Raw genomic sequence first — 20,175 nt, forward strand, 5'->3', positions numbered from 1 at the left:
ATAATGGAGAAAAATAATAAAGAGTATATAGTTTTAGTAGTTTTAGCTATCATTATGATAGCAGTTCTTTTTATAAAAATGCCAAAAGACAATGCAGAAGGCAGTATCCCTAAGATAGATATTAATAGCTTAAGCGATAATGGTAATTATGAAGATATTATTGAATTATGGAGACAAGATATCTCATATCTAGCTAAGAACTTAAAATCAAGACATAAGAACCTTTATCATACTATAAGTAAAAATGAATTAGGGAAAGAAACTAACCTATTATTGGAAAAAATACCTGATTTGAATAATATAGGAAGAGTTATAGGAATCAAAAGATTAGTTGCAAAAATAGGTGATGGACACACTACTGTTATAGAAAATATGAATGTGAGATATTTCCCCTTGAAATTTATGATATTTGAAGATGGGATAGTTGTTACTAATACGACACAAGAGTATAAAGAGATATTAGGAACCAAATTGATACAGATAGGTAATGAACCAGTAGAAAACATTATTGATAAGATGGGAGACATGATCTCTAGGGATAATGATGTACAATTATTGAAAGGCACTCTGAATTATCTAATAAATGCTGACTTCTTATATGAATATGGATATATCAAAGATATAAAAGAAAGTAAATATGTTTTCCAGAATTCAGAAGGTGAAAAAATCACATTAGACCTTAAGAGCTTATCGACTCAAAGTAATAACAAATGGGTTTCTATCGTGAGTAAATACCCTAAGATAGCTGACATGATCTATATTAAAAACACAAACAATCCATATTGGTATGAATACTTGTCAGAAGAGAAATTAATATATTTTCAATATAATGTATGTATGAATAATAAGGAAAAACCAATAAATGAATTCATAGATGAATTATCAGCATTCATAGAAGATAAAGAAGTAGAGAAATTTGTATTTGACATGAGATTCAATGGTGGAGGAGATTCTCGTATTATTGAGCCACTAATTGATAAACTTGCTAAAAATAAAGCTATCAATACAAAAGATAATTTGTATGTAGTTATTGGCAGTGATACTTTTTCATCTGCAATACTTAATACTCTATCTATGAAAAAAGAAACCAATGCGACACTTATCGGTAGTCCAACTGGAGGTAAACCAAACCATTATGGTGAAATAAAGACTTTCAAATTACCCAACACTGGTATTACAATCCAATATTCTACCAAATATTTTAAACATAGTAATAATGATGAGGATTCTATATATCCAGATATCAATATAAAGTATTATTTAGATGATTTTATTAATGGTGTAGACCCAGTGATGAATAAAATTATGAAAAAGTAAATTCGGGATAATATATGTATTGAAATATCCACTGCTGTAATATTGTACTTGCGATTTATAGGTATGAAAGATAGGACATAGGGTTAATCTATAAATATATACAATAACAGCAGAGGAGGATATTTATGAAAAAGAGAAAAATTATAGGACTATTATTATATTTTTGTTTAGCTATAGGTTTATTGTATGGATGCAAAAGTTATAGCGAAACAACATCTAGAGATAAAAGTACCCATACAGCCATAGAGATTAATAACGAGGATAATGATTCAGAGGATATAGAAAAGTCACAGGATGATGATAGAGTAACATTGACTCTAGTAGAGAAAGATTTTATGCCGTCTGATCCTGACGATTTAGAGTATATTGATGAAATAAATTCTGCATTATCAAAAAATGGAATAAAAGCGAAGTTAGAATTAGTACAGCTTCCTCAAGGAAGTTATTCTGAAAAATTAGATGAATTGATTGCTGACGGTAATATTCCTGATATCATGTGGTTTAGGGATGAAATTGATAAAAAATATGTTGAACAGGGTATGTTAGTTGATTTGACGGATTATATTAATGATTCAAAAGTATTGGGTAAAGCTATGGAAGAATACAATAAATCACGTATAGATTCGTATCCATATTTGTTAAGGATAAGATATAACACACCTAAGATAGCAGTGGTCAGAAAAGATTGGTTAGATGAGTTAGAATTACCAATTCCTGAGACGGTCCAGGATTATTATACTGTATTAAGCGCATTTGCTAACAGTGATTTTGATCATAATGGTGAAAAAGATACTTATGGCGTAACAGTTACAGGAGATACAGATAGACTTGATGATATTTTCAATGCTGCTTTTTCAATGCCTACCACTTGGATAAAAGACGAAACTGGTAAATATATCTATTCAAAGGTAAGTTGGTGTGAAAAAGAGAAATTAGCTTTTTATCGTAAATTGGTAGAAGAAAAAATACTTGATCCAGATTATGCTGTAACTAAATGGGATTCTATGGAGGAAAAATTATATACAGGAAAAGTCGGTATGGTTATAGGTTCAGCAGGAAAAGTCATTGAAATCTATAATACCAAACTTAGAAATGCAGGAGTTGAAACTGATTTGATACCCCTTGATCCTCCTATAGGAAATAGCGGCAATGGATTAGCTCCAGTAGATGTTACAAGAGAGGATAAAGGTTTTGCAATATCTACTCAGTCTGAGCATAAAGATCTGGCTTTTAGAGTACTAGAATTTATGGCTTCTGATGAGGGACAATTATTAGATAGACTTGGAATTCAAGGAAGAGATTATACAACAGATAATAATGGTAATATTACACGTACTAAAAAAGGTGAAGAGTGGTATGCCAGATTTTTTGATGTACCCTCATGGGAATCACCAATTCCATTACTGTCTGACATAGCTCAAGAATCCCTGAATATAGCATCTAAATATTACACTGAAGATATTAATTTTGAAATTCCTAAGGAGTATAGTACTAATTGGGATGAAATGACCAGTCTCTACAAAGAATATTCCTATAAAATCATCAATGGTGAAATAGATATTGAAAAATTTGATGAATTCGTTGAAAAATGGTATAAGGCTGGTGGAGAAGAAATTACAGAGTTAGCACAGGAAAAGCTAAAATAAATAAATTATAAATGGGGCTGTCGGATAATACATTTTTGGAGAAGGCTACAAGTCTTGGAAGATGTATTATCCGACAGCCCATTAAATTTAGTTCATAAACAGACTGCCATAATCGGATAATAGATCATCAGTAATTTACAATATTTCCGTTTTCGTCTATAATATTACCATCTTTATCAAAATATGTTGTTACTAAAACATTTGTAGGTATCTTAACTTCTCCTACAACAACCTCTCTCTTCCATTCTTTTACATTTTTTCTGAATTGCATAGTTTCTGTGTTTATTATTCCCATTCTTATCATATTATCTAGGAAATAATCTTCGACTCTTTCTTCTGTTCCATCTGCTAATGTATAAATATTTCCAACAAAACCATCATGAAAATGCCCTGGAATTGGTCTTCCTAAATCACCACCACCGTTACAGATACTGCATTCATTGACATGTCTTACTCTTATGATATCAATGTATTTCTGAACGTTAACTAATTTTTTTACATCAATAAGTGAACGATAGGTTGAAAATTGGAATCCAACTCCTCTTTCTGCTTTAGTACAATTAGCAGGAGCATTCCCTATTGGAAAACCATAATTAAAACCTTTGCTATAGCTTTTTGTAACAGTATTTCCTACTGTTTTGGTAATGGTCTGTGAATGACTCGTACTCACATTTGATGAAAAAATTTTGGATATTTTTATACCCAAGGATACAGATACAGATGTTGTATTTGACTCAGAAGTAGAAACAGAATGGGATATAGAAACTGTTTCATTTAATGTTCCTGAGAAATTATCTGTTCTATAGATAGTTCCAAATCTCTTGTAATCAACAACTGGGTCATCATCTGAAGGGCCTTTAACTAATTTTGTTTCTCTAACTCTAGCATAATAGTCTCCATTATCATCAGTATATTTAACATAACCTGTATTTGAATTTTCATCATAAGGTCCTACTATGTAAATTGGGGATGACTTCACTAATGGTTCAACAACACTGGACTTTGTAATTGAACTAGCTCCGTGCACTGATGATACAGGCAACATAACTAATAAAAGCACCACGAAAATATTAAACAATTTTTTCATAAAAACACTCCTCTAATAATTTTTAAATAAAATAATATAAACCACTATCTATTCAAGAATTCACATCATATATATTCAAACTTATGAAACAAGTCCTCATGCAGCTTGTACCATTTTTAAAAGGGGATTATCACACTCCTTAATAATATAATCTAGCAGCCTGTAATTATATTATACATATAATTAGATTAATAATTTGCCGAAATAACTGAAAAAAGCTATAAATTTTTTAAAATAGCTAAATGTTTAGAAAAAGTGCTAAAAAAAGAGATTAGAGGGAGCTAGACACTATTTTTATATAGCGATTAGACCTATTTTATACGACTAAATAAACCAAAAAATTCAATAAAATTAACGTAAATCAAAGAAAATTATCTTTTGCTAAGGGTATTTGTTACTTATTCCAAGCAAAAAGTATATTACTAAATTTATATAGTAAAATATATACAAAAAGAATTGTAAATAAAATGGATATTTGTGTAGCATTATTTTAGAAATCATGTATAATAATAAGAGTAAGAAAACCCCATAAAAACCTATAAACCCCCAAAAATTTATTTTTTTAAATACCTTCTCCTTAAAGAAGACAGCGATCGGTAGCTGTCTTCTTTTTACTGTCTATCTTTACTAACATACTAAATATTATTTCAATCCATACTAAACTAAATATCTATTTATTCCATATAAGTAATGATATAAATTATGACATAAATAACGATACAAATAACGGTATAAATAACCATATATATAACGATATAAATAACGAGTGTAGGTAGTATAGGGGAATATGAAGCAGTGAGCCATGGACGGCGAACTCAGCCCTTTAAACACGGACGTTTAACGGGCTGACGAAATATTCCCCTATACTACCTACACGACCGTTAGCCACTAAATCACTTCAATTAACTTAATATTTATAATTTCTTTTGTTCTTTTCTATATAAAACCCCAATAAAAAATGCTATAACCAAAGATATAAACGGAATGACCGACATCAAAAATCTAAACGCACCTGCTGGATTAGGACCTGGATTATCCCCATTAACATATCCATACAACACCCCAATCAATGCAAATGCTACACTTTGAAAAACTCCACTAATCCTAATAATAAATCCATAAACACTAAGATAGATAGCCTCTCTTCTTGACCCTGTTTTTTCAGCATCTTTATCAATAATCTCAGAAGTAATTACCTCACCACTAATTAAAACACTGCAATAGCCTATGCCTAACAGCATTCCAGAAATAATCCCTGTAGTAAAATTATACGAAAAACCTAACGGAATTACGGTTATCCCAATAACCGCTACACCTATCAACCATGTCTTTGAAGCACCTACTTTTTTAACAAGTTTAGTCCATATAAGCACAGCTGGAATAGCTATAACGAATATAGAAGCCATCATTATAGATGTTTTATTAGAATCCAACCCTAGAGAATATTTTGCATAAAATGGTAAAGCTGCTATAAGCAGACCAAATACAAACTGTATGAAAGTATAAGCAATAGAGTAGATCCAAAATAATTTATTGCTAAGAGTTTCTTTGAATGCCTTAATAAAAGGTATTTTCGGAGTATCAATCAGAGACTTATCCTCATGACTACCAAGTATAGAGTACAACAATATCACAGCACCAATAATGCCATATACTACAGCCATCATAGTAAACCCAAGATTTTTATATAATATTGGAGTTACAGCCATACCAATGATTGTACCAATAATTCCAAAGATTTGCTTCAATCCACTGGCTTTTGCTCTTAATGAGTTTTTTCTGAATAGTTCGGGGAAAAGTGCACCATAATTTCCCCATAAAATAGTTGCAAAAGTTTCATACAAAAAAATAATTATAGTAAAATACCAAAAAAGTCTATTTCCCTCCATAAAACTTGAAGGTGTAGAGAAAACCATGATAAAAAATATTATGTAGAAAGGTAATGCTCCAATGAGCCAGGGTTTTCTTCTGCCCCATGTAGTACGAGTATTATCTGATAAATAACCGAATAAAATATTATCTACAGCATCCCAAACTGAAAATATACCTCGTCCAATTGCTGCTAAACCTACTGCTAAATTAAGGGTATCCACATAATAATACATGAGAAAAACAGTGAAAGCTTGACTAGGGATTTGCAGACCGAGCATGCCTAATGAATACCTTAATGTTGATACTTTTGTTTTATTGTAATGTGATTCATTCAAATTAAAATCATCTCCTTTAATAAGTAATTGATTGTGAATATTATAACTAAATCCTTTACAGACTCAATTATACATCAATAAATATAACAATATCAATGATATAATTAAAACGCATAAACTTTCTGTTGATTCATTTTTTTGAGTATGATAAGATAATATTTAAGTGGTTTTATAGTTAAAGGAGGAGTTATATTTGGTAGCGAGTACAATATTTAAGATACCTAGCATAGAAGATGCTGGTAAAATTTTGTTTGTACAGCCTCATCCAGATGATAATGATATTGGTGCAGGGGGTACTATTGCAAAATTATCAAATAATGGTTGTGAAATATATTATTTAACTGTAACAAATGGAAGTATGGGAACTGTAGATCCATTAATGAAAAGGGATAAATTAGCTTATATAAGAAAAGAAGAACAAGAAAAGGCAGCAGATATTCTTGGGGTAAAACAAGTGATTTCTCTAGGTATTGATGAATTGACGAATATCCCAGTTACAGATATGGCGGGTAAAATAGTTAATGTTATAAGAGAAATCAAACCAGAGATTGTTATAACAGTTGATCCTTGGTTGATGTATGAAGGTCATCCAGATCATATAAAAGTAGGAAAAGCTACAGTTGAAGCCTGTTTATTTGCATTATTTCCTCATTACCCAAGTAATGAAGAAGGTATTACTTATGAGAGTTTCAGTGTACAAGGTATAGGTTTTTACCATACTACATATCCTAATACGATTATTGACATTGGTGGTTATTTTGAAACCAAAATCAAAAGTATAGCTACTCACATAAGTCAGTTCAATAAAGATGACCTGAATATGATGAAAGATTATCTAAGGTTAAAAAGTAAACAAATTGGTGAATCCAATGGTTATAAGTTAGCTGAGGGGTTCAAAATTTTTACTCCAAAACATATGCATTGTTTTGTAGATGCAGTTAAAATATGATTGAAATTCAATATTAGTTAAAATGCATAGCATAGTAATTGTAATTATCATTTATATACTATGCTATCATTTTAAGTAAATTCAAATAGCTATCAGCTTGGAAACGCCACTATTTTACAAGATATGAGGGAGGTTCTTATGGAAAAATCAAGACAGGTATTACAAGATATAGTCAATAATATTGAAAAAGTCATTGTTGGAAAAAACGAAGTAATTAAATTAATGGTAATTTCCTTAGCATGTGATTCTCATGTATTGATAGAAGATATTCCAGGAGTAGGAAAAACTACGTTAGTATCGGCATTGGCTAAATCTATCAATGGTTCTTTCAATAGAATTCAATTTACTCCTGATGTTATGCCATCAGATATAACAGGTTTTTCTATGTATAATCAAAAGAGTAATGAATTTGAATTCCATAAAGGAATTGTAATGGGGAACATCCTTTTAGCGGATGAAATTAATAGAACACCACCAAAAACTCAATCAAGTCTATTGGAAGCTATGGAAGAAAAACAGGTAACTGTTGATGGTACAACCCATGAGCTGCCAAAACCTTTTATGGTGTTAGCAACACAGAATCCTATTGAATATTTAGGTACTTATCCTTTACCAGAGGCTCAAATAGATAGATTCATCATGAAAATATCCATTGGGTATCCAGAAGAAAGTGAAGAAAAGAAGATACTCAAATTATATGAACACAAAAATCCTTTTGAAGCATTGCAACCAGTAGCAACTTGTCAAGATATTATTGATGTTCAAAGTAAAGTTCGTGAGATATACTGCAGTGACGAAATCATGAAATATATTGTCAAGCTTGTTGCTATGACAAGAGAATCAGATGATTTGATATTAGGTGCAAGTCCAAGAGGTTCTTTATATGTTCTTCTTGCAGCAAAAGCTTTTGCCTTGTACGATGGTAGGGATTTTATTATTCCAGATGATGTAAAAGAAATCTTTTTACCTGTTATATCTCATAGACTCATACTCAGAAATGAAGCCAAGTTCAATAAAGTAACACCAGAACAAATATTGAAGGATATCATGAAACAAGTAAAAGTGCCTACGGGTGATTACTATGAAAAAAAATAGATTCTATATAATATTATTACTTATAATTGGAATATTAACTTATTATATTGAAGGATACATATTAACAACTGTTTTCTATATTTTATTATTGATACCTATTTTATCTTTTGGGTCAATATTACTTACTTATAATCAATTTCAAGTAAATCATAAGGTGAGTAAAAAGAAAATTGTCAAAGGAGATAAGATTAATTATACTCTTACATTATATAATACTAACAGCTTAGTTTACTGTCCTATTAGACTAAAACTCAAATCAGATAAAATACTCTTTAAAGACCAATTTGTAACTCCGACCATAGTTCTATACCCGAAAACTCAAGAAGAGATAGTAATACCTCTTAGATGTAACTATAGAGGTTATTATAGATTGGGTGTTAAATCCATTATAATAGATGATTATTTCGGACTTTTTTCCAAAGAATTTAAGTGTCTTGATACTGTGAAAATGATAGTTTATCCATCCATAAAGAATTTGACCTATTTACCTAATACCCATATGGATGTTGATGAAGTAACCGATTCAAGTAATAAGACAATGGAAGAACAGAATAATATCTCTTATATTAGAGAATATGAAAAAGGAGATACATTAAATAAAATCCATTGGAAATTATCCTCTAAGTATAATGAACTCATGGTTAAACAGTATAGCGGTGAAATTAGTAATGAAGTTAATATCATATTAGATTCTAATAAGCATTATTTTGATTATGAGTTGAATATAGCTTTAGAAGATAAAATGATTGAGACATGTGTAATGTTTATAAATTATCTTTTGATTCATAATAATACTGTTAATTTCATATTCAATGATGTAAGAAATGTTTCTATAACAGGTAAAGAATATAATGATTTCCAAAGGATATATGAGGAGTGCGCATTATTAGAATTCACACGTAAGTTTGATTTTGGAAAATCAATCATAGAATATTATTATAGAGAAAACAAAGACATGTTCATTAATAGTAATCAATACATTATTACATCTAATATAAATAATGACTTAATTAAAAATCTGAAACAACTAAATATACAAAAAATAAGAATAACGATTGTATACATATACTTGAGCAATAATAAAAATAATGAGTGTTTAGAAAAACTTAATGCAGAGGGTTATAGAATAATAAACATTTCTTATGATAGTGACTTGGATACGCTGGTAGAAGGAACTTCATTATAAGTGAGGGGAAATTATGGGGAAATACTTGAAAAAAATAATTGATGCTATTTTATTTGAGCTTACTAAGATACTCATGGTCTATAGCATAACAATGACTATAATAGGTTTGATGTGGTATGAGATTTCTTATGTTAAGTTATTTGCAATAATAATTATTACATATACAGCATTATCGTTGATTACACATAACATGAAGTTTCTATTGGTGAGTATTGTAAGTATGACGTCTCTAATGGTAATAGGCTATGTTGTATTGGTTTTGTCTAACAATCTATTGGATTTTATGTCAAAAATAAATAGATATTTAAAATTATATGATGATGCAATAGTAAATGGTTCATTGTTAGAAGTGAAGGACCAGATTATTCCTATAATGATAATTGTTTTTATTACCTGCTTAATTGTAATATTGATATCAAAATGCAGATATTCTTTTATAGGTTTATTTGTTACAGGATTAGCAGCATTTTTAACAGCTTCATTTGTTAGAGGATATTATAATGTTGCTGGTTTCTATATTTTTATAGTAGCTTTAATCACTAATTATTTTTATTATTTTTACATTAAGAATATAAAGAATAAAGATAATCAAGGGTTTTACCTTCTGGCGTTGAATTCAATATTATTCTCTATAATTCTTGTTTTCCTGGCTGGAAACTTATATAGAATAAAACCTCAACCATTAATGTTTATATATGATATTGGTATGGCTGTAGAAGAATATGTTGACAATATAAAAGAAAAGAATGCTAGAAAAAAAGTATCAGATAAATCAGGTGGAAAAAATGGATATAATGAATTTTTAGACGAAGAGAAGGATCAAGAGGCAGTTGAATATGAAAGTACTGACATATTGAAACCTAAAGTTGAAACTACTAGCAAGTCGTTATTATATGTTTATACAGACCATCCAATATATCTAAGAGGTAGTGTTTGCAACATATTTGATGGAAAACAGTGGGATTATTATGTAAACTATAGCTTTGAGATTAATGATATGGAGGAACATATTTTTGGATTGAAATGGTTAACCAAAAAATATATCAGGGATGATTCTGTTTATAAGGAGTACAGAGATGTAACCAATAGTTTTTTTGATGAAGAAAAGGTTGGTATAATATATAAAAATATTGTCACAAATATACTTTTTACACCAACTAATTTCATTTCTATATATGATAGTAATGGCAATAATTCAAATGATGTTTTCAGATACGATGCAAGTGAAGTGGCTAGATATAATAAGGTTCTTAAAAAAGATTTTACATGTTCCATAAATTATCTAAAACCTAAATATAACATGGAAATGTTTCAGAACATGTTAAGGAGAAGCAAAGAAGGATTATATGATAGTTTTGGGAATTCCAGCTATAAAGAAGATTTAACCAATAAAGCTAAAAAGATAAGACAAGAATATATGCAGATTCCAGATGGTACAACAGATAGAATAATAGAATTAGCTAAGAATATAGCAAATGGTCATAATAATGATTATGATAAAGCTAGAGCAATTGAGATTTACCTAAAATCAAACATTGATTATTCATATTCAACGGACCTGCCTGATGATGGAGAAGATATTATTGATAATTTTTTATTTAAAACAAAAAAAGGTTTCTGTACATACAGTGCAACTGCAATGGTTATTATGCTTAGAAGTGTGGGTATTCCTGCTAGATATGTAAAGGGATTCGTAATTAGAGAAAAAGAAAAGGAAGATGCAGATAATATATTATTCCAAAATAATAATAAAAAAGAAGAGGAATCCAAGAATAATAAACGAACTGTTACGGGATATAATGCTCATGCTTGGGTTGAAGCTTATTTGGAAGGGTATGGCTGGTTGCCTTTTGAGCCTACAAGTGGTTTCAATTTTGTTCAGGAGACAAAAAAGATTGACTACCTTAACAAGCCACAGACAGAGGTTGAAGATACAAAGATAGATGATTTGACTAATAAAAATGTAAAAGAGAAAAAAATTCCAACCAGTTATATAATAATTTTCTTGATAACATTCAAGTTAGTGATAAGTGTTTTATTGATTACATCAAGACTTAGAAAACGAAAGCAATATTATGAAATCAGTACTACACCTAACAAGATAATAAAACTGTTTACAAAAATACTCATGTTGATGGATTTTGTGGGATATAAGAGATATCCTAATCAAACTATTAGAGAATATGCTAAAAGTATCAACGGACAACTTGATGTAGAAGGATATAATCTAATGGAGTTAACCAAGATATATGAAATTGCTTGTTATAGTAAGGAAGTAATTGAGGATGATAAATTAGAGTTGTTCGAAGAATACTATGAAGTAATAAAAAATATTGCCAAGAAAAAATCTAATATTATTATAGTCGGATTAAAATTATTTTTCTATAATATGAAATAGATATTATAAAGGAATATAATTAGAATAAGCAATCTTCAAGCATTTGGAGGTTGTTTATTTTAATAGTATTCTTATGATAATCAATGATGCCTTTGCTTTTCATAAGGGCAAGTTCTCTAGAGAGAGAAGGTCTTGTAACTCCTAATGTTTCCGACATTTCTTTTCTTGATATATTAAGTTCTATATATAGGTTCTGTTGTTTCTTATACTCTGAGAGTAGGAAATCAGCTATCTTCTGACGCATGTTTTCATAGGAAAGATTTCTAAGTTTTTTATTGAGTGTAAGTATTTTACTAGATAGTACATTAAGCAGATTGTTCATTATTATATGTTGATGTTCCATAAGATCAATAATCTGTTTTTTTGAAATGTATAGTACTTCTAATGAATTACAAGCAACTAAAGTTGAAGGATAATGTTTCATATTAGAAAAAAGGATTACTTCTCCAAAGATATCACTAGGATTCAATCTTGTTACAGTAATAGATTTTCCTAGAGGGTATATTTTTCTTACTTCAATATTGCCCTCAAGGACAATCCCTATTTTATTGCATTCTTCCCCTTCGGTACTGATTATCTGTTCTTTTGAATAATTAATTACATCATAATCTATTGAAGATAAGATAGATTCAATATCTTCTGTTTTCATATTTTTGAATAAGGAGCAGTGCTGTAATATATTAATTAGCATAATCAATACCTCTTTTTTAAATAATATATTTTGTAACAGTAATAAAATTTCTTTTCTATAGTTTAATTTATACAGTTGATAATTTCAAGTACATATACATAAAGTATTCATTATACTAATATGGATTATTAAATATCTATATGATTAACATTAATCTTCCAAATTATTTAACCCAATAATAACTACAATCATTAGCTCTATCTAGATAACCATACTCAATAAGGTATCTTCTAATAATAGCATAATCATCATATATTCTTTTTAAAATTCTATTTATCTCTGTTTCCCTATATCTATAGTTGGGTTTGAAATTCTTTGCAATTTGTCTTAGTATAATTATTTTCCTTTTCTCTTTGGAAGGCAGATCCTTTAGTTTACCTTCTGGTGTAAAATACCTTTTTACTATTTTTTCGCTTTCTTCTTCTGTAATTACGTATCTGTCATCAATCATTGTAGCAGTTTTATGAGGCTCTATTATTTTATTATCATCAGTATTATTACTTGCCAATTCCATCAAAACTGTAAATATTTTTGCTTGCTTTTCCTTCTCACGTAATTTGAATCTGTAGTTTCTAATGGTAGATTCAGATATATTCAGCTCTTTTGATGTTTCTTTATCATTCATATTTTTATGAAAACATTCTAAAACTTCCTTTTGATTATCAGTTAATCCGGTATACTTTTTATTTAGGTTAATCAAAAAATTGAATGTTCCACCATGTACTTCATCAATATGATACTGCATTCTCTTTTCAGATGTCATTAGTTGATTATTATAATTATGGATTATGCCATTTTCTAATTTTTCTCCACATATAAGACAAATATAATTACCGTTAATCTCATCATATAAATAACCTTTTTTTAAATCATCAATCCTTGCATTCCAAAATAAATCATTATTCATCATTTTTAACACCTCATATATCATTTGAGTTTATAATAACACATTAACACAATTAAAGCAAACAAAAATTATTTTAGTTTATAAAAATGCAAACAATAATAAATACAGTTTGGATATTTTGATTTGAAATTAATAAGAATTAAAATGATTTAACATACTAATTTTAAGATATTAATAAACTATAGGTAAAAATTACCATTTGTTTGAACCTATATAATCTTATACTATAAGTAGGGAGGTGAAAAAGTTGGAAAAGGACAAGTCGCTAGATGAGATGGTATTAGTAGCGAAGGATGATATACATATAAGAAATACTCTTATAGAGCAGTATAAGCCTTTTATAGCATCAATAATTCAAAGTAAAACAGGTAGATATATTGAATATGGTATTGATGAAGAGCTATCAATAGGGTTAATTGCATTCAACGAAGCTATTGATAAATATGAAAAAGATAAAGGTAGTTTTCTGACTTTCTCAAAAATAGTTATAAGTAGAAGGCTTATTGATTATCAAAGAAAAATTTCTAATGCGGGTAATAATATTATACTTTATAATGGTAATGATACTAAAGATGTTGATTTGATTGATAAGAAAAGTCTTGATATATATAGAATCAAAAACGAAAATGAGTTAAGACAATTGGAAATAATAGAATTCAAAAAAGAATTATTGACTTGGGGGCTTGACTTTACCAAACTTGTTGAGCATTCTCCCAAACATACAAGAACTAGAAAATTGTATAAAAAAATAGCCGATCTAATTTTGTCAGATCATGAATTAATAAATTATATACATAGTAATAAAAGATTACCTGTTCAAAAAATAGCAGAAAAAATGAAGATACACCGAAAAAAAATAGAACGGGGACGAATATATATTATAGCACTAATAATTATTAAAATGGGAGATTATGAATATTTAAAAGAATATCTGTAGGAGGTGAATATATGCGTGCAGTAGTTATGGAGATATATAGTAATCATATAATAGTCTTAACAAAAGATGGTCAGTTCAAAAAGATGAAAAAACCCAATAAATATATAGAAATTGGAATGGAAATAAATATTAATAGCGTGACAAATACGAATTACAGAAGAATAGCAGCTATTATTGCAATAGTATTTCTTATTAGCGGATTTGGAGTTAGTGCCTATGCATATTATACACCTTATGGATATGTTAATGTTGATATTAACCCAAGTATTGAAATTGTATACAATAGATTTAATAGGATATTAAAGGTTATTGGTGTCAATGAGGATGGAAAAAGTGTTGTTGATAACATATCTGATTATAAAAATAAGAAGGTTGAAACATTTTTAAGTGATATAATAGCTGAAAATACATTGAATAATAGTGACCAAGTTAATATCCTTCTTACTTATGATAAGTTGGAAGAAGAAGCGATAGATAATCTAAAACAATCTATTGAAGAAAATGATAAAGTGAATGTATATGCATTTGAAATTCCTAAAAACGAATATGAAAAAATTAAATATGATAATTTATCACCTGGTAAAGCAGCTTTAATTGATAAAATTAAAGCAAAGAATCCTTCTTATAAAAATGAGAAACTTGAGGAAAAAACTATAGAAGAGCTTGTTGAAATAGTTGATAAAAGAAACAATAATAAATATAAGGAAAATAATACTAATAAAGATAATAATAATAACAGTAATAAGAAAAATAATAATGAAAATAAAAATAATAATAGTGGCAATAGCAATAGTAATAAAACCAATAATGATGGCGGTAGCAATGGTAATAAAATCAATAATAATAATGGCAGTAGCAATGGTAATAAAACCAATAATAATGGCAGTAGCAATAGTGACAAAACCAAGAATAATAACATTAGTAATAATAGTGATAGCAATAATAATAGAAACAAAAATAATAATGTTGAAAAATTAAATAATAATAACGTAAAAGAAACTAGTACAAAAAATATAATAAATCAAAAAGAAGAATCCAAAGTAGAAAATAAACAACAAAAAAATGTAAAAGAAGAAAAAAGTAATAATAAAAAAACGCAAGATGATATTAAGGGTAATAAAGACCAAGGAAATCATATAGGTCAATCCCAAAATAATAAAAAGAATAATGACTCAATTAATGGTAATGGAAATATACATAATAAAAACAAGAATAAAAAATAAAAAAAATAAAAAAAAATAATAATACCCCTAAAATGGTAAAAATGTGTACGAATAGATATAATACCCAGATGAATAAAACAAATAAAACAAAAATAGGAGGTTATTATTTTGAAGAACAAGAAATTAGCAAGAATAATTACAATGGTGTTAGTATTTTCTTTGATATTATCAAATGCTGCCATGGCAAAAAATGATAATAATAAAGGAAATAAAGGTAAGAGTAAAGTCAATTGGAGTGAACTTTATAAAAAACATGCTGATGAATATAAAACATGGAAGTATGAATATACAAAAAAATTCCAAGATGTTGAAAAAGAACATTGGGCTAATAAAGATATTGAACGTATGAGTGCAAAAAATTATATCTTAGGAAACGGGAATGGTAAATTCTTACCTAACAAACCAACAAAAAATATTGAGGTCATAGCTATGATCCTTAGGATTATGGGATGGGAAGATGATGCCAAAGAGTTAGATGAAATACCAGAATTAATAGAAAACCTTGATATTCCTGAGTGGTCAGTTAATTACTTAGCTTATGCTTATATAAAAGGAATAATCACTGAAGATGAGTTGAAGAGTTTTGAAGCTAATGGAGCTGCTAAGAGGTATGTTGTTGCTAAATATATCGTTAGAGCTTTAGGGTTAAATGATAAAGCATTAGATAATGATGATGAGGATTTGGATTTTGATGATGAAGAATCAATACCTGAAGGAAATAATGGATATATATATTTAATTAATAAACTAGGACTCATGTCAGGATTTAAAAATATGTTTAATCCAAATGGTAATTTGACTAGAGCTGAAATGGCAATTTTATTTTCTAGATTAGATGATAAAGTAGATTGTGATAAAGACGAGGTAGAGATGGGAGAATTTGTTGAAATATCAAACGGCATTATTACCATCAAAGATGATTATGAATCAGAAAGATATCTGCTTAATGAAAATGTAGTCGTATATGATATAGATGGTAAAGAAATCAAATTAACTGACCTGGAAGTAGGAGATCAACTACAACTTGAATTTTTTGACCATAAGGTAGTTTACATTGAAGTATTTGAAGAGAAAGTTGATAAAATTCTTCAAACTTATAAAGGGGAAGTAACTAAGGTAGTTGAAACTGAAGGAGATAAAATGATAAGTATTCTAGTTGATAATGAAGAAAAGGCTTTTGTACTTAATCAAGATACAACTATCAAAAAAGAAGGTCAAGATGATTCATTGAATTTTAATGATATTCAAATTGGGGATGTAGTTAAAATAACAAAAATTACTGAAGGTGAAGATTCTTATATTTCAGAAATAGAAATTCAGGTTGAGGAGCTAGTAACAAAAGTTTATGAAGGAATAGTAATGGCTCTTACAGAGACAACAACCAATAAATTAGTGACTATTCGTAAAGATGATGATAAAGAAAAAACATTTATAGTTGATGAAAATACTGTGATTAAAAAAGAAGGACAAGATGATGAATTAGAAGTTGAAGATATTAAAATAGGAGACGTAGTCAAGATAACTGAAATCACTGAAGGTGATAGTGTAAATGTTAAAGAAATAGAAATACAGATAGAAGAGACGGTAGTAAAAGTTTATGAAGGTAATGTAGTATCTATCGCTGAGACAGTAAACGAAAAATTAATAACAGTGAATGTGGGAGATGAATCTAAGACTTTTAGTATTGGCGAAGAAACTATAATAAAAGATCATGGAGAAGATGCAGAGGTTGAAGATATAACGCTTGAAACTAAAGTAAGGGTAACTGAAATTACTGAAGGTGATGAAGTTAAAATAGCACTATTAGAGATGATAGACTAAAAATTTGATATAATTTAATATGGTAGCTTTTGACTGTATCATGATATAACTTATGGAAAATATAAGTTGTAGGGTGATACAGTCATTTTTTTATTTATTTAATAATATATTGAATTTTAAAAAAATATATGCTACAATATGATTGACCAAAGTAGTCAACGATACTATTAATAAGGAGGTTATCGTATGCATATCATTGAAACAGAAAAACTTACTAAGTACTACGGTAAATCAAGAGGAATAATTGATGTTTCACTAAAAGTTGAAGAAGGAGAGATTTTTGGTTTTATTGGACCAAATGGAGCTGGTAAGTCAACAACTATAAGAACTTTACTATCATTGATTTATCCAACAAGTGGTAGTGCTAAGATATTTGGAAAAGATTGTATAAAAGATGGTGCAGAGATTAGAAAAAATATAGGTTATCTACCATCAGAAGTTTTTTATTATGATAATATGAGAGTTATTGATTTACTAAAATATTCTGCTAGTTTTTATGGTAAAGATTGTACAAAACGAATTCATGAGTTAGCAGAAGTAATGAATCTGGACCTTAAGAAGAAAATAGATGATTTATCTTTTGGAAATAAGAAAAAAGTAGGGATTGTTCAAGGATTACTTCACGAACCAAAATTAATAATACTTGACGAACCAACAGGTGGTCTTGATCCATTGATGCAACAGAAATTTTTTGACCTAATAAGAGAAGAAAATGAAAAAGGAGCAACAATATTCTTTTCATCCCACATATTAGACGAAGTACAAAGAATGTGTGATAGAGTTGCTATAATTAAGGAAGGTAAAATAATTAAAACCGAAAGTATAGAATCTTTACGTCAAAGTAGATATAAAAGATTCAGGATTGAATCTCATAAGAATCTTGAAAAAACTGCATTTGATGTTAATGGTGTTTCAGAACTTGAGGTAAATGAAAATAAAGCAACATTTTTATATAAAGGTAATCTCAATATTATGATTAATAAATTAGGTGGAATAGAATTAGCTAACCTACTAGTTGAAGAACCAACTCTTGAGGAGATTTTCATGTATTACTATCAAGGGGGTTTAAGTTATGAATATTTATAAGTTCGAGTTTAGGAAATATCTTAAAAGTAATATAATATGGACTGTTTCTATAATAGCTGTTCTGTTCTTATTTGTATCATTATTTCCTACTTATTCACAAGAGGCAGAGCAGTTTGAGAAGCTTATAAGTCAGTTTCCAGAAGCTTTCATAAAAGCAATGGGTCTAAGTAATATGAGTATGGCACATATTATTGGTTACTATAGCTTTGCATTTTCATATATCCTTCTTATAGGAGGTATATTTGCTATGAAGCTGGGACTTGATATAACTTCAAAAGAATCAAGAGACAAGACATCAGATTTTTTACTTGTTAAACCTCTAAGAAGAGCTAATATACTAACCCCTAAGATTATGGCTGCATTGACTCATATTGTAATAATGAATGTAATATTTTTCGTTTTTGCATTAATTGCTGTAGAAGCATTTAAAAAAGCAGATTATAACTTTACTGATTTCTTACTATTGACACTTAGCTTATTGTTTGTGCAATTATTCTTATTTTCATTAGGTATTCTGATAGGAACTATTGTTAATAAGTTAAAAAGTGTTTTACCTGTTACCTTAGGTGTCGTATTTGGATTTTATGTAATCTATCTTTTCAATCAAACAGTAGAAGATAAAAAATACAGCTACCTATCACCATTTGGTTTTTTTGACAGCGGATATATAACTGAGAATTCAGCGTATTCGTTATCACATTTATTAACGTCGATAGCATTAACAGTTATATTTATAGCAGTGTCATATGTCATATATCAAAAAAAGGATATTCCTTCTGTATAAGTATATGAAGGAACATTAGATAGGAGGAAATTCTATGAATATTGTTCTGCGAGAATTACGTGCGTATAGGAAAGCTCTTATTATATGGAGTGTTTGTATAATTATATTTACTTCTATGGCTTTCGCAAAATATGCTGGATTTGCAGCTATGGGTAGTGAAGCCAATGAATTACTGGAAAGTCTACCGGATTTTATGAAGAATGCATTTGGTTTGTCTTCCTTAAATCTTACAGAAATAAAAGGTTATTATAGTGTTCTATTCATGTACTATGTATTAATAACTGGTATTCATGCAATAATGTTGGGTGCGACAATAATATCAAAAGAAGCTAGAGATAAAACAGCAGATTTTCTCATGGTAAAACCAATTACAAGAAGCAGCATGATAACAAGTAAGATAATAGTTGGTTTCATAGATGTTCTAATTATTAATATTATAACAGGGTTAACAACGATTATTTTTGTAAATATAAATAATAATGGTGAATCCATAACTGGTGGCCTGATTAATGGTATGGTTGTACTATTAATAATACAATGTATATTCTTCAGTCTAGGATTAGCCATATCATCATTTGCTGGAAAAGCTAAGAAAGCAACTACAATATCAACAGGTATAATACTCATCATGTATTTCTTGGATGTTTTTAGAAATATATCCGATAAACTGGATTTTGTCAAATATATAACTCCATTCTCATATTTTGATATTATCAAAGTGTTGAATGGCAATGGTTTTGAAGCATTATATATTATGTTGTCAATAATTATCATAGTAGTAAGTATTGTTCTTACGTATACTAATTATCAAAGAAAAGATTTTTTATAAAGGAGCGATCAT

Annotated in this window: 16 protein-coding genes; 12 read left to right on the top strand and 4 right to left on the bottom strand. The window is 28.7% G+C overall.

Going from position 1 to position 20,175, the window contains the following annotated elements; translation table 11 throughout:
- Positions 1-3 precede the first annotated feature (3 nt).
- Together AACQ14_RS09010 and AACQ14_RS09015 are read left to right on the top strand one after the other, a co-directional pair.
- Complete coding sequence (locus tag AACQ14_RS09010; protein WP_339363252.1) at positions 4-1,317, top strand: S41 family peptidase; 1,314 nt, start codon at positions 4-6, stop codon at positions 1,315-1,317.
- A 125-nt stretch (positions 1,318-1,442) separates the two neighbouring features.
- On the top strand, positions 1,443-2,963 hold the full coding sequence (locus AACQ14_RS09015; protein WP_339363253.1) for an extracellular solute-binding protein: 1,521 nt from the start codon (positions 1,443-1,445) through the stop codon (positions 2,961-2,963).
- Positions 2,964-3,090: 127 nt separating this feature from the next.
- On the opposite strand, the gene AACQ14_RS09020 is transcribed toward AACQ14_RS09015, so the two are convergent.
- Positions 3,091-4,050 carry a hypothetical protein gene (locus tag AACQ14_RS09020; protein WP_339363254.1) on the bottom strand — a complete coding sequence of 320 codons (960 nt, stop codon included), beginning with the start codon at positions 4,048-4,050 and terminating at the stop codon, positions 3,091-3,093.
- Between the two features lie 914 nt (positions 4,051-4,964).
- Entirely contained in the window at positions 4,965-6,257 is a 1,293-nt protein-coding gene (locus tag AACQ14_RS09025; RefSeq protein WP_339363255.1) for an MFS transporter, read from the bottom strand.
- Positions 6,258-6,450: 193 nt separating this feature from the next.
- On the opposite strand from AACQ14_RS09025, the gene AACQ14_RS09030 reads away from it, so the two are divergent.
- The 4 genes from AACQ14_RS09030 (at position 6,451) to AACQ14_RS09045 (ending at position 11,885) form a co-directional block, all read left to right on the top strand.
- Positions 6,451-7,206 carry a PIG-L deacetylase family protein gene (locus AACQ14_RS09030; protein WP_339363256.1) on the top strand — a complete coding sequence of 252 codons (756 nt, stop codon included), beginning with the start codon at positions 6,451-6,453 and terminating at the stop codon, positions 7,204-7,206.
- Positions 7,207-7,344: 138 nt separating this feature from the next.
- A complete protein-coding gene (locus AACQ14_RS09035; RefSeq protein ID WP_339363257.1) occupies positions 7,345-8,301 on the top strand; it encodes an AAA family ATPase in 957 nt (318 codons plus the stop codon).
- Positions 8,288-9,487, top strand: a complete 1,200-nt coding sequence (locus tag AACQ14_RS09040; protein ID WP_339363258.1) for a DUF58 domain-containing protein — start codon at positions 8,288-8,290, stop codon at positions 9,485-9,487. Before AACQ14_RS09035 ends, AACQ14_RS09040 begins: the two co-directional genes overlap by 14 nt.
- Positions 9,488-9,512: 25 nt before the next feature.
- Positions 9,513-11,885 carry a transglutaminase-like domain-containing protein gene (locus AACQ14_RS09045; RefSeq protein ID WP_339363259.1) on the top strand — a complete coding sequence of 791 codons (2,373 nt, stop codon included), beginning with the start codon at positions 9,513-9,515 and terminating at the stop codon, positions 11,883-11,885.
- A 19-nt stretch (positions 11,886-11,904) separates the two neighbouring features.
- Here the strand turns inward: AACQ14_RS09045 and AACQ14_RS09050 are convergent, their stop codons facing one another.
- Both AACQ14_RS09050 and AACQ14_RS09055 read right to left on the bottom strand, forming a co-directional pair.
- Positions 11,905-12,576 carry a Crp/Fnr family transcriptional regulator gene (locus tag AACQ14_RS09050; protein ID WP_339363260.1) on the bottom strand — a complete coding sequence of 224 codons (672 nt, stop codon included), beginning with the start codon at positions 12,574-12,576 and terminating at the stop codon, positions 11,905-11,907.
- 163 nt (positions 12,577-12,739) lie between these two features.
- Entirely contained in the window at positions 12,740-13,486 is a 747-nt protein-coding gene (locus AACQ14_RS09055) for a DUF2087 domain-containing protein (RefSeq protein ID WP_339363261.1), read from the bottom strand.
- A gap of 244 nt (positions 13,487-13,730) precedes the next feature.
- Between AACQ14_RS09055 and sigI the strand changes: the two genes are divergently transcribed.
- The 6 genes from sigI (at position 13,731) to AACQ14_RS09085 (ending at position 20,163) form a co-directional block, all read left to right on the top strand.
- Positions 13,731-14,420, top strand: coding sequence for an RNA polymerase sigma-I factor (gene sigI, locus AACQ14_RS09060; RefSeq protein WP_339363262.1), 690 nt, complete (start codon positions 13,731-13,733; stop codon positions 14,418-14,420).
- Positions 14,421-14,431: 11 nt separating this feature from the next.
- Positions 14,432-15,643, top strand: a complete 1,212-nt coding sequence (locus tag AACQ14_RS09065) for an anti-sigma factor domain-containing protein (RefSeq protein ID WP_339363263.1) — start codon at positions 14,432-14,434, stop codon at positions 15,641-15,643.
- Between the two features lie 108 nt (positions 15,644-15,751).
- Positions 15,752-17,464, top strand: coding sequence for an S-layer homology domain-containing protein (locus tag AACQ14_RS09070; protein ID WP_339363264.1), 1,713 nt, complete (start codon positions 15,752-15,754; stop codon positions 17,462-17,464).
- 186 nt (positions 17,465-17,650) lie between these two features.
- Positions 17,651-18,550 (top strand): ABC transporter ATP-binding protein, encoded by a 900-nt coding sequence (locus AACQ14_RS09075; protein WP_339363265.1) that lies wholly within the window; start codon positions 17,651-17,653, stop codon positions 18,548-18,550.
- Positions 18,537-19,334, top strand: a complete 798-nt coding sequence (locus AACQ14_RS09080; RefSeq protein ID WP_339363266.1) for an ABC transporter permease subunit — start codon at positions 18,537-18,539, stop codon at positions 19,332-19,334. The genes AACQ14_RS09075 and AACQ14_RS09080 overlap by 14 nt, the downstream gene beginning before the upstream one ends.
- A 34-nt stretch (positions 19,335-19,368) precedes the next feature.
- The gene (locus tag AACQ14_RS09085) at positions 19,369-20,163 is read left to right on the top strand and encodes an ABC transporter permease subunit (RefSeq protein WP_339363267.1); all 795 of its coding nucleotides are present in this window, start codon (positions 19,369-19,371) and stop codon (positions 20,161-20,163) included.
- Positions 20,164-20,175: the final 12 nt, after the last annotated feature.

The organism is Vallitalea maricola (assembly GCF_036985595.1).
In the GTDB taxonomy this organism is placed as follows: domain Bacteria; phylum Bacillota; class Clostridia; order Lachnospirales; family Vallitaleaceae; genus Vallitalea; species Vallitalea maricola.

Bases quoted from the DNA above. Each gene is read 5' to 3' on its own strand.
- AACQ14_RS09010 (WP_339363252.1), top strand. From the start codon at position 4: ATGGAGAAAAATAATAAAGAGTATATAGTTTTAGTAGTTTTAGCTATC.
- AACQ14_RS09015 (WP_339363253.1), top strand. From the start codon at position 1,443: ATGAAAAAGAGAAAAATTATAGGACTATTATTATATTTTTGTTTAGCT.
- AACQ14_RS09020 (WP_339363254.1), bottom strand. From the start codon at position 4,050: ATGAAAAAATTGTTTAATATTTTCGTGGTGCTTTTATTAGTTATGTTG.
- AACQ14_RS09035 (WP_339363257.1), top strand. From the start codon at position 7,345: ATGGAAAAATCAAGACAGGTATTACAAGATATAGTCAATAATATTGAA.
- AACQ14_RS09040 (WP_339363258.1), top strand. From the start codon at position 8,288: ATGAAAAAAAATAGATTCTATATAATATTATTACTTATAATTGGAATA.
- AACQ14_RS09050 (WP_339363260.1), bottom strand. From the start codon at position 12,576: ATGCTAATTAATATATTACAGCACTGCTCCTTATTCAAAAATATGAAA.
- AACQ14_RS09055 (WP_339363261.1), bottom strand. From the start codon at position 13,486: ATGATGAATAATGATTTATTTTGGAATGCAAGGATTGATGATTTAAAA.
- AACQ14_RS09065 (WP_339363263.1), top strand. From the start codon at position 14,432: ATGCGTGCAGTAGTTATGGAGATATATAGTAATCATATAATAGTCTTA.
- AACQ14_RS09075 (WP_339363265.1), top strand. From the start codon at position 17,651: ATGCATATCATTGAAACAGAAAAACTTACTAAGTACTACGGTAAATCA.
- AACQ14_RS09080 (WP_339363266.1), top strand. From the start codon at position 18,537: ATGAATATTTATAAGTTCGAGTTTAGGAAATATCTTAAAAGTAATATA.
- AACQ14_RS09085 (WP_339363267.1), top strand. From the start codon at position 19,369: ATGAATATTGTTCTGCGAGAATTACGTGCGTATAGGAAAGCTCTTATT.